This is a genomic window from Pseudomonas brassicae (assembly GCF_010671725.1).
GTDB classification, from domain to species: domain Bacteria; phylum Pseudomonadota; class Gammaproteobacteria; order Pseudomonadales; family Pseudomonadaceae; genus Aquipseudomonas; species Aquipseudomonas brassicae.
This window is the reverse complement of the sequence record NZ_JAAHBU010000260.1, coordinates 1-11,180: the sequence shown is the minus strand read 5'-3', so window position 1 is coordinate 11,180 and position 11,180 is coordinate 1. Positions and strand designations below refer to the sequence as shown.

Annotated in this window: 8 protein-coding genes and 3 pseudogenes; all 11 read left to right on the top strand. The window is 65.5% G+C overall.

The genetic code is table 11. The annotated features are described in order from the left end of the window. A pseudogene (locus G3436_RS27780) lies at positions 1-117 on the top strand (bacterioferritin-associated ferredoxin); the annotation flags it as partial. Positions 118-219: 102 nt separating this feature from the next. Beyond that, positions 220-969: an AraC family transcriptional regulator gene (locus tag G3436_RS17570; RefSeq protein ID WP_163947444.1), complete on the top strand. Its 750-nt coding sequence runs from the start codon at positions 220-222 to the stop codon at positions 967-969. A gap of 246 nt (positions 970-1,215) precedes the next feature. After that, positions 1,216-2,033: pseudogene (locus G3436_RS17565) on the top strand (ABC transporter substrate-binding protein). Between the two features lie 10 nt (positions 2,034-2,043). Continuing rightward, the gene (gene lhpI, locus G3436_RS17560; protein ID WP_163947441.1) at positions 2,044-3,819 is read left to right on the top strand and encodes a cis-3-hydroxy-L-proline dehydratase; all 1,776 of its coding nucleotides are present in this window, start codon (positions 2,044-2,046) and stop codon (positions 3,817-3,819) included. After that, positions 3,812-4,477 carry an amino acid ABC transporter permease gene (locus G3436_RS17555; RefSeq protein WP_163947439.1) on the top strand — a complete coding sequence of 222 codons (666 nt, stop codon included), beginning with the start codon at positions 3,812-3,814 and terminating at the stop codon, positions 4,475-4,477. Before lhpI ends, G3436_RS17555 begins: the two co-directional genes overlap by 8 nt. 10 nt (positions 4,478-4,487) lie before the next feature. After that, complete coding sequence (locus tag G3436_RS17550; RefSeq protein ID WP_163947437.1) at positions 4,488-5,138, top strand: amino acid ABC transporter permease; 651 nt, start codon at positions 4,488-4,490, stop codon at positions 5,136-5,138. Next, a pseudogene (locus G3436_RS17545) lies at positions 5,131-5,852 on the top strand (amino acid ABC transporter ATP-binding protein). Before G3436_RS17550 ends, G3436_RS17545 begins: the two are co-directional and overlap by 8 nt. A 112-nt stretch (positions 5,853-5,964) precedes the next feature. Further along, positions 5,965-6,993, top strand: coding sequence for a trans-3-hydroxy-L-proline dehydratase (locus G3436_RS17540; RefSeq protein ID WP_163947434.1), 1,029 nt, complete (start codon positions 5,965-5,967; stop codon positions 6,991-6,993). A 124-nt stretch (positions 6,994-7,117) separates the two neighbouring features. Next, positions 7,118-8,035 (top strand): dihydrodipicolinate synthase family protein, encoded by a 918-nt coding sequence (locus G3436_RS17535; protein WP_163947432.1) that lies wholly within the window; start codon positions 7,118-7,120, stop codon positions 8,033-8,035. 83 nt (positions 8,036-8,118) lie between these two features. Continuing rightward, positions 8,119-9,510: a fosfomycin efflux MFS transporter AbaF gene (gene abaF, locus G3436_RS17530; RefSeq protein WP_163947429.1), complete on the top strand. Its 1,392-nt coding sequence runs from the start codon at positions 8,119-8,121 to the stop codon at positions 9,508-9,510. A 28-nt stretch (positions 9,511-9,538) separates the two neighbouring features. Beyond that, the gene (locus G3436_RS17525; protein ID WP_163947426.1) at positions 9,539-11,110 is read left to right on the top strand and encodes an aldehyde dehydrogenase (NADP(+)); all 1,572 of its coding nucleotides are present in this window, start codon (positions 9,539-9,541) and stop codon (positions 11,108-11,110) included. The last annotated feature ends 70 nt before the right edge of the window (positions 11,111-11,180 follow it).

Here is an 11,180-nt window from a genome sequence, read left to right as displayed (position 1 = left end):
CGCTGCGGCATGGGCGCCTGCCAGGGCCGGGTATGCGGCAGCGCGCTGCAGCACCTGTTCGGCTGGCAGCCCTCGGCGCCGCGCCCACCGTTCAGCCCGGCGCGCATCGAGACCTTGATGAACCTGGACGCACCCCGCCGGCATGAATCGGCCGCCAGGGGTTTCGGCAGCGGCGTCGCGCTCTATGATCCCGCAGGTGCTCACCAGACCGCCGGCGCCATGTACGTTTCGCTCAACAGCCTTACCCCCTGCGACTTGCCCAGCCTGCTCAGCAGCCTGCAACCGATCGCACCGCTGCTCGATACGCTGACCGACGTGGTGTTCTTCATCAAGGACACCCAGGCCCGCTACGCCTTCGTCAACCAGACGCTGGCACGACGCTGCGGCTTCAAGCACACCCGCGAGTTGCTCGGGCTGACCGCCGAGCATGTGTTCCCCGAACGCTTCGGCCCGCTCTACACCGAGCAGGACCTTCGCGTGCTGGGCAGCGGGCGCGAACTGAGCGACCAGCTCGAACTGCACCTGTACTACGGCAACCAGCCGGTGTGGTGCCTGACCCACAAGCTGGCCCTGTTCGATGCGCACTCGCGCATCGTCGGCCTGGCCGGCATCTCCCGCGACCTGCAGGCGCCACAGGCCAGCCACCCCGGCTTCGACCGCCTGGCCGCAGTGGACGCGCATATCCGCCAGCACTTCGCGCGGCCTGTCAGCCTGGCCGAACTCACCGCCATTGCCGGCCTGTCGGCGGCGCAGCTGGAGCGCAACTGCAAGCGCGTGTTCCAGCTCACCCCGCGCCAGATGATCCACAAGGTGCGCCTCGAAGAAGCCTCGCGCCTGCTGCAGCACACCGACCAGCCGATCACCGAGATCGCCCTGCACTGCGGCTACACCGACCACAGCGCCTTCAGCCGCCAGTTCCGCGCGTTGACCAGCCTGTCTCCCAGCCAGTACCGCGAGCTGCGCCGCTGAGCGGCGAGTGTTCCTTTAAGGGGCGCTCGCCCGCGCGTTGCTCCCATATGTAACACCCCCACCGCCTCACCCGCTGCGTACAACGCCCTCCGGTTTACCTGTCACCTCGCTGCAAGTCCCCTGGCTCAAGGGGCGCACAACAATTCTGCAGCGCGGGCCAAAACAGGCACGCGCATTGCTAAACAAATATCGTATACGAAATTCACAATAAGCTTGCCAACAGCACACCATCCCCACGAGGCCTCTATGAAAAACCCCGCTTTTGCCGTAGCCCTCAGCGCTGTTCTCAGTACCTCATTCGTGGCCACCGCCCAGGCCGACAAACTCGATGACATCATCGGCTCGGGCAAGCTGCGCTGCGCCGTGACCCTGGACTTCCCGCCCATGGGCTTCCGTGACGAGGCCAACAAGCCGGCCGGCTCGACGTGGATTACTGCAACGACCTGGCGAAGGTGCTCGGGGTGGATGCCGAGGTGGTCGAGACGCCGTTCCCCGACCGTATTCCGGCACTGGTCTCGGGCCGTGCCGACGTGATCGTCGCCTCCACCTCCGACACCCTGGAGCGCGCCAAGACGGTCGGCCTCACCGTGCCGTACTTCGCCTTCCAGATGGTCGTGCTGACCCGCGACAACACCGGTATCAACAGCTTCGACGACATCAAGGGCAAGGCGCTGGGCAACACCAGCGGCACCTATGAAGCCATCGCGCTGGAGAAGGACGTCAAGCAATGGGGCAGCGGCAGCTTCCGCGCCTACCAGTCGCAGAACGACACCATCCTGGCCGTCGCCCAGGGCCATATCGATGCCACCGTGGTGACCAACACCGTCGCCGCCGCCACCCTCAAGTCGGGCAAGTACAAGAACCTGAAGATCGCCGGTAACGCGCCGTACGTGATCGACTATGTATCGCTGGGTGCCAAGCGCAGCGAGTATGGCCTGATCAACTACCTCAACCTGTTCGTCAACCAGCAGGTGCGCAGCGGCCGCTACAAGGAGCTGTTCGTGAAATGGGTCGGCACCGAGATCCCGCCGACCGACCTCACCGTTCCTCACGTCTACTACTGAGGTGCCTGGCATGCCCAGCCACCGCACTGCCCTGAACGGGCGTAGCCTGGTCGATGGCGCAGCCTGCGGCGAACTGCTGTTCGCCGAGGTGGGCCTGAGTTTCTGGGGAGGTGTGGACGCCTTCACCGGCGAGGTCATCGACCGTCACCACCCCCTCAGCGGCCAGCACCTGGCCGGCCGTGTGCTGGCCATTCCCAGTGGCCGCGGCTCGTGCACCGGCAGCAGTGTGATGATGGAGCTGATCAGCAACGGCCATGCACCGGCAGCACTGGTGCTGGCCGAACCCGATGAGATCCTCACGCTGGGCGTGCTGGTGGCGCAGTTGCTGTTCCAGCGCTCGCTGCCGGTGCTGTGCATCGGCCAGCAGGCCTTCGCCACCTTGCGCGGCAAGGCCTTTGCACAGGTACAGGGCGAACGGCTGGCGCTGTTCGACCAGCCACCCACCGCCAGCGTCCAGGCCGAGCAGGCCAGTGCGGCGCCGGTCGCCAGCGCGCTGCGCCTGACCGACCTCGACCAGGCGCTGCTCGACGGCCAGCACGGCAAAGCCGCGCAGGTCGCCATGCAGATCGTGCTGCGCATGGCCGAACTGCAAGGTGCCACGCAGCTGGTGGACGTGACCCAGGCGCATATCGACGGGTGCATCTATACCGGCCCGGCGAGCTTGCGCTTTGCTGAACAACTGGTGCAGTGGGGCGCGAAAGTGCGCGTGCCCACCACCCTCAATTCAATCTCCGTGGACCAGCGCCGCTGGCGTGAACTGGGCATCGACGCGGCACTCGGTGTACCGGCCAGTGCCCTGGGCGATGCCTACATGGCGATGGGCGCACAGCTCAGCTACACCTGCGCGCCCTACCTGCTCGACAGCGCGCCCAAGGCGGGCGAGCAGATCGTGTGGGCCGAGTCCAATGCCGTGGTGTACGCCAACAGCGTGCTCGGTGCACGTACCCTCAAATACCCCGACTACCTGGACATCTGCATCGCCCTGACCGGCCGTGCGCCGCTGATCGGTTGCCACCTGGAGGCGCAACGCAAGGCCCGCGTGCAGATCGAACTGCCGCCACTCGAGCACCTCGACGATGCGTTCTACCCGTTGCTGGGCTACCATATCGGGGCGTTGGTCGGCAGTCAGATCCCGCTGGTGCAAGGCCTGGAACGCTTTGCTCCGAACCTGGACGACCTCAAGGCATTCGGTGCAGCGTTCGCCACCACCTCGGCGGCGCCGCTGTTCCATATTGCCGGGGTGACGCCCGAGGCGAAGGTGCCCGCCGACGTGGTCGATGCCGGTGAGGTGTTACCGGTAGTGTCGATCACCCTGGCCGACCTGCTGGCCAGCTGGCACGAACTCAACAGTGCCCGCGACAGCCATGTCGACCTGATCTCGCTGGGCAACCCGCACTTTTCCCTGAGCGAGTTTGCCCAGCTGGCGCGCCTGTGCCGCGGGCGCACGCGACACCCTGCGGTGAGCCTGGTGATCACCTGCGGTCGCGCGGTGCTGGAGCAGGCGCGCGCGGCCGGCCACCTCGAACCGATCGAGGCCTTCGGCGCGCTGCTGGTGACCGATACCTGCTGGTGCATGCTGGGCGAGCCGGTAATCCCGCCGGGCGCGCGCACGCTGATGACCAATTCGGGCAAATACGCCCATTACGCCCCCGGGCTGGCTGGCCGGCCGGTGCATTTCGCCAGCCTTGGCGCCTGCGTCGAGGCGGCCTGTGCCGGCACGGCCAGCGGCCAACTGCCGGCCTGGCTGCAACCTGCCGCCCCACTGGAGAGCCCCGCGCATGTTTGACTACACCTTCCAATGGCGCTCGGCCCTGCGGGCCCTGCCCGACATGCTCAGCGGCGCATGGGTCACGTTCGAGACTGCGGCGCTGTCGATGATCCTCGGCACGCTGATCGCGCTGGCCCTCACGGTCATGCGCGAAGCGCAGCAGCCGGTGTTGCGCGGTATCGGCAATGCCTGGGTGTCGATCGCGCGCAACACGCCATCGCTGTTCCAGATCTACATCCTGTACTTCGGCCTCGGCTCGCTGGGGCTGCACGTCAGCTCATGGTTCGCCCTGCTGGCCGGCATCACCTTCAACAATGCCGGCTACCTGGCGGAGAACTTTCGCGGCGGCCTCAAGGCGGTGCCCACCACGCAGATGCGTGCGGCGCGTTCGCTGGGCATGAGCGCGTTCCAGGCCTACCGCATGATCATCGTGCCGCAGCTGCTGCGCGTGGTGTTCTACCCCTTGAGCAACCAGATGGTGTGGGCGGTGCTGATGACCTCGCTGGGGGTGATCGTGGGGCTCAACAACGACCTCACCGGCGTGACCCAGGACTACAACGTCAAGACCTTCCGCACTTTCGAATACTTCGCCCTGGCAGCGGTGCTGTATTACCTGATCGCCAAGCTGATCGTCGCGGTGGCCCGGCTGATGGCCTGGCGGCTGTTCCGTTACTGAGGAGCTGACCATGTTTGCTACAAGCTTTACCTGGAACGACATGCTGTTCCTGCTCGACGGGGCCTGGGTCACCCTGCAACTGACCTTCTGGGCGATCATCCTGGGCTCGCTGGCCGGCCTGGTGTTCGGCCTGCTGCGCGCCCTGATGCCGCGCGCCAGCCTGCCGCTGGCGTGGGTGCTGGATGTGTTTCGCAGCGTGCCGCTGCTGATCCAGTTCGTGCTGTTCAACTCGTTCAAGAGCATCGTGGGGCTGAACATCAGCGCCTTCAGCGTGGGCTGCATCGTGCTGGGGGTGTACGCCGCGGCGTACTTCACCGAGATCGTGCGCAGCGGCGTGCTGGCGGTGCCGCCCAGCGTGCGCCGGGCCAGCCGTTCGCTGGGCCTGAGCTACCTGCAGGACCTGCGCTGGATCGTGCTGCCGATGGCTTCGCGGGTGGCCTTCCCCGGCTGGCTGAACCTGGTGCTCAGTGTGATGAAAGACACCGCCCTGGTGATGTGGATCGGCATCGTCGAGTTGCTGCGCGCCTCGCAAACCATCGTCACGCGCATTCAGGAACCCCTGCTGGTGCTGTGCATCGCGGGCCTCATCTATTACGTCATGAGCCTGGTGGTCGCTCGCCTGGGCGCCCGACTGGAAAGAAGGTGGCAAGAAAATGATTGAGATCAACAACGTACACAAATCCTTCGGTGACCTGGAAGTGGTCAAGGGCGTGAGCCTGACCGTGAACAAGGGCGAGGTGGTCTCGATCATCGGCGGTTCGGGCTCGGGCAAGTCGACCCTGCTGATGTGCATCAACGGCCTGGAGCCGATCCAGAAGGGCAGCATTCGCGTGGACGGCATCGAGGTGCACGACAAGGCCACCGACCTCAACCGCCTGCGCCAGAAGATCGGCATCGTGTTCCAGCAGTGGAACGCCTTCCCGCACCTGACCGTGCTGGAGAACGTGATGCTGGCGCGCGCAAGGTGCTGGGCAAGAGCAAGGAACAAGCCGAGGCGCTGGCCATCAAGCAACTGACGCACGTGGGCCTGGGCGACAAGTTCAGGACCTTCCCCGGCAAGCTCTCGGGCGGGCAGCAGCAGCGCATGGCGATTGCCCGGGCGCTGGCGATGTCGCCGGACTACATGCTGTTCGACGAGGCGACCTCGGCGCTGGACCCGCAGTTGGTGGGCGAGGTGCTGGACACCATGCGCATGCTGGCAGAAGACGGCATGACCATGGTGCTGGTGACCCACGAGATCCGTTTTGCGCGGGATGTGTCGGACCGGGTGGCGTTTTTCCGCAACGGGTTGGTGCATGAGATCGGCTCGCCGGACCAGGTGATCGGCAATCCCATGCAGCCGGAGACGGCGGCGTTTCTCAAGTCAGTGAAGTAACCAAGGGCCCCTTCGCTGGCAAGCCAGCTCCCACAGGGTTCTACGGCGCATACAAAACCCTGTGGGAGCTGGCTTGCCAGCGAAGGCCACAGCACAGATCAGGAGCCAGGCAATGCGTTCATCCAAGGTGATTCATGTAGTCAGCTGCCACGCCGAAGGTGAGGTCGGCGACGTGATCGTCGGCGGCGTCGCGCCACCACCGGGCGACACGCTCTGGGAACAGTCGCGCTGGATCGCCCGCGACGACACGCTGCGCAACTTCGTGCTCAACGAACCCCGCGGCGGCGTGTTTCGCCACGTCAACCTGCTGGTGCCCCCGAAAAACCCGCTGGCGCAGATGGGCTGGATCATCATGGAGCCCGCCGACACCCCGCCGATGTCCGGCTCCAACTCGTTGTGCGTGGCCACGGTGCTGCTCGACAGCGGCATCCTGCCGATGACCGAACCGCAGACCCGACTGGTGCTCGAAGCCCCCGGCGGCCTGATCGAAGCCGTGGCCGAGTGTCGCGACGGCAAGGTGCAGCGCGTGGAGGTGAAGAACGTGCCCTCCTTCGCCGACCGCCTGGACGCCTGGATCGAGGTCGAGGGGCTGGGCTCGCTGCAGGTCCATACCGCCTACGGCGGCGACAGCTTCGTGATCGCCGACGCACATCGCCTGGGTTTCGCCATCCGCCCCGACGAAGCGGCAGCACTGGTCGAGGTGGGCCTGAAGATCACCCGCGCCGCCAATGAACAACTGGGCTTTGTGCACCCGCTCAACCCCGACTGGTCGCACATCTCCTTCTGCCAGATCGCCGCGCCCATCGTGAAGGAAAACGGTGTCGCCACCGGCGCCAATGCCGTGGTTATCCAACCCGGCAAGATCGACCGCTCCCCCACCGGCACCGGCTGTTCGGCACGCATGGCGGTGTTGCAGGCCAAGGGCCTGATGCACGTGGGCGAGCGTTTCATCGGCCGCTCGATTCTGGGCTCGGAGTTCCATTGCCGTATCGACTCGCTGACCGAAGTGGCCGGCCGCGCCGCGATCTACCCGTGCATTTCCGGGCGCGCCTGGATCACCGGTACCCATCAATTGCTGCTCGACCCGGCCGATCCGTGGCCCCAGGGCTACCGGCTATCGGACACCTGGCCCGGCGCCTGATCGCTAACCCCCTGATTCGAAAACACTAAGAAAAAAGGTCAGTGAAATACGCGAAATATCGCTGGCCTGATCCACACACTTAAAATATCGTATACGAAATACTAACAACCAGCGGAGACAACCAATGAGCAAGCGCATCAACTGGAGTGGCGTGTTCCCAGCGGTCACCACCCAATTCAACGACGACTTTTCCATCAACCTGGAAAAGACCCATCAGGTGATCTCCAACGTGATCCGCGACGGTGTCTCGGGCCTGGTGGTGTGCGGTTCGGTGGGTGAGAACACCTCGCTCACCGCCGAAGAAAAGATTGCCGTGACCGAAGTGGCGGTCGACGCCTCGCGCGGCCGTGTGCCGGTGATCTGCGGTGTGGCCGAGTTCACCAGCGTGCAGGCGGCCAAGGTGGCCAACGCGGTGCGCAAGGTGGGTGTGGACGGGGTGATGCTGATGCCGGCGCTGGTGTACGGCTCCAAGCCGTTCGAGACCGCCGAGCACTACCGCTACGTGGCCAAGCACGCCGACGTGCCGCTGATGGTCTACAACAACCCGCCGATCTACAAAAACGACGTGACCCCGGACATCCTGATTTCCCTGGCCGACTGCGACAACGTGGTGTGCTTCAAGGACTCCTCCGGCGACACCCGCCGCTTCATCGATGTGCGCAACGAAGTGGGCGACCGCTTCGTGCTGTTCGCAGGCCTTGACGACGTGGTGCTCGAAAGCATCGCGGTGGGCGCCGAAGGCTGGGTATCGGGCATGTCCAACGTGTTCCCCAAAGAAGGCGAGACGATCTTCCGCCTGGCCAAGGCCGGCCGCTTTGCCGAAGCCATGCCGATCTACGAGTGGCTGATGCCGATCCTGCACCTGGATGCCCGCGCCGACCTGGTGCAGTGCATCAAGCTGTGTGAAGCCATCGCCGGTCGCGGCAGCGCCCTCACCCGCCCACCACGCCTGGCGCTGCCAAAAGACGACCGCGAGCTCGTCGAGCAGATCATGGCCAAGGCCCTGGCCAACCGCCCTGAACTGCCGGATGTCGGCCTCTGAGTGAGTGCCGGGCCGGGCCTCTGCCTGAGTGCCCGCCCGGCGCGCCTGTTTTTCTGTCTTGCGCATACACAGGAAACGCCAGCATGAGCACTGCACACTCCACCTCCCGCGCAACCAACGCCCCGGCGGGCCTCAAGCGTGTGGTAGCGGCCGCCATGGCCGGTACCGTCGCCGAATGGTATGAATTCTTCCTCTATGGCACGGCCTCGGCACTGGTGTTCGGCCAGCTGTTCTTTCGCCAGACCGACAGCCCCATCGACGGCATCATCGCCGCCTTTGCACTCTACGCCGTAGGCTTTCTGGCCCGCCCGCTGGGTGGCCTGGTGTTCGGCCACTACGGCGACAAGTTCGGGCGCAAACGCCTGTTGCAACTGAGCCTGGTGGTGGTGGGCATCACCACCTTCCTGATGGGTTGCCTGCCCGGTTTCGAAAGCATCGGCTACGCCGCGCCGATCCTGCTGGTACTGCTGCGCCTGATCCAGGGTTTCGCCTTTGGTGGTGAATGGGGCGGCGCGATCCTGCTGGTGTCCGAGCACTGCCCCGACAACCGCCGCGGCTTCTGGGCCAGCTGGCCGCAAGCCGGCGTACCGGCCGGCAACCTGCTGGCCACGGTGGCGCTGCTGGCGTTGTCGACCACCCTGAGCGAAGAGCAGTTCCTGGCCTGGGGCTGGCGCGTGGCGTTCTGGCTGTCGGCGCTGGTGGTGCTGATCGGCTACTGGATTCGTACCAGCGTCGACGATGCGCCGATCTTCAAGCAGGCCCAGGCGCGCCAGGCACAGCAGAAGGTGCAGCAGCTGGGGGTGGTCGAAGTGTTGCGTCACCACTGGCGATCGGTGCTGGTAGGTATCGGCGCGCGGTTTGCCGAGAACATCCTGTACTACACCGTGGTGACCTTCTCGATCACCTACCTCAAGCTGGTGGTGCACAAGGACACCTCGCAGATCCTGCTGCTGATGTTCGGTGCGCACCTGCTGCACTTCTTCCTGATCCCGCTGATGGGCTACCTGTCTGACCTGGTGGGGCGCAAGCCGGTGTACCTGGTGGGCGCGGTGCTCACGGCGTTCTGGGGCTTTGTCGGTTTCCCGATGATGGACACCGGCAACAACTGGCTGATCATGGCCGCGATCACCCTGGGCCTGGCCATCGAATCGATGACCTACGCGCCCTACTCTGCCCTGATGGCCGAGATGTTCCCGACCCATGTGCGCTACACCGCCCTGTCGCTGTGCTACCAGGTGGCGCCGATCTTCGCCGGCTCCCTGGCCCCGCTGATCGCCATCACCCTGCTCAACAAATACAACAGCTCGACGCCGATTGCCTGGTACCTGGTGGGCGCTGCGGCGATCTCCATCGTGGCCGTCGGCCTGACCCGCGAGACCCGTGGCAAGTCGCTGCACCAGGTCGACGCCGAATCGGCCGCGCGCGTAGCCGCCAGTGGCGACACCGTGCCCGTGCGGGGCAACTCGCTGGCCTGACCCTACACTCTTCCAACAGGAGTTCTGCATGACCGAGATCATCGGCCACAACTACATCGGCGGTGCGCGCAGCGCTGCCGGCAGCGTCACCCTGCACAGCCATGACGCCAGCAGCGGTGACGCCTTGCCCTTCACCTTCACCCAGGCCACGGCCGAGGAAGTCGACGCTGCCGCGCGTGCGGCAGCGGCGGCCTACCCTGCGTTTCGCAACTTGCCGGCGCAGCGGCGGGCCGCATTTCTCGACGCGATTGCCGAGCAGTTGGATGCCCTGGACGACGACTTCGTCAGCCTGGTGACGCGTGAAACGGCGTTGCCCACCGCGCGTATCAAGGGCGAGCGCGGGCGCACCAGCGGGCAGATGCGTCTGTTTGCCCAGGTGCTGCGACGCGGCGACTTCTATGGCGCGCGCATCGACCATGCGCTGCCCGAGCGCCAGCCGCTGCCGCGGGTGGACCTGCGCCAGTACCGTATCGGCGTAGGGCCGGTGGCGGTGTTTGGCGCCAGCAACTTCCCGCTGGCGTTCTCCACTGCCGGTGGCGATACCGCGGCGGCATTGGCGGCCGGGTGCCCGGTGGTGTTCAAGGCCCATAGCGGTCACATGGCCACGGCCGAACAGGTGGCCGATGCAATCATCCGCGCTGCCGAGCAGACCGGCATGCCCAAAGGCGTGTTCAACATGATCTATGGGGCTGGCGTGGGCGAAACGCTGGTCAAGCACCCGGCGATCCAGGCAGTCGGCTTTACCGGGTCGCTCAAAGGGGGGCGAGCACTGTGCGACATGGCTGCGGCGCGACCACAGCCGATACCGGTGTTTGCCGAGATGAGCAGCATCAACCCGGTGCTGATGTTGCCAGCGGCGTTGCAGGCGCGTGGCGAGAGCATTGCGGCGCAGCTGGCGGCGTCGGTAGTGATGGGCTGCGGGCAGTTCTGTACCAACCCGGGGCTGGTGATCGGCATTCGCTCGCCGGCGTTCGAGGCGTTTACCCAACGGCTGGCGGCGGTGCTGGCCGAGGAGCCGGCGCAGACCATGCTCAATGCCGGCACCTTGCGCAGCTACGCCAAGGGCGTGCAGGCGCTGCAGGCGCACGCGGGCGTCACCCACCTGGCCGGGCGCGCGCAACAGGGCAACCAGGCCCAGCCGCAGTTGTTCAAGGCGGACGTGAGCCTGTTGCTGGTGGGTGATCCGTTGCTGCAGGAGGAGGTATTCGGGCCGACCACGGTGCTGGTCGAGGTGGCCGACGAGGCCGAGTTGCAGCGTGCCTTGCAGGGCCTGCATGGGCAGTTGACGGCGACCTTGATTGCCGATGCCGAGGACCTGGCGCGGCATGCGCAGGTGTTGCCGTTGTTGGAGCAGAAGGTTGGGCGGGTGTTGTTCAACGGCTACCCGACGGGGGTGGAGGTGTGCGATGCGATGGTGCATGGCGGGCCGTACCCGGCCACGTCGGATGCGCGTGGCACGTCGGTGGGGAGTTTGGCGATCGATCGGTTTCTGAGGCCGGTGTGTTACCAGAACTGCCCGGATGAATTGCTGCCGGCGGCGTTACAGGAAGGGAACCCGTTGGGGCTTGTGCGGTTGGTGGATGGGGCCATACAGAACTGACGTCAACCCCCCAGAGGCTGGCAACGGTGATCTGTCAGGCCATGGTACGTTTAAGCAAATGTGGGAGCTG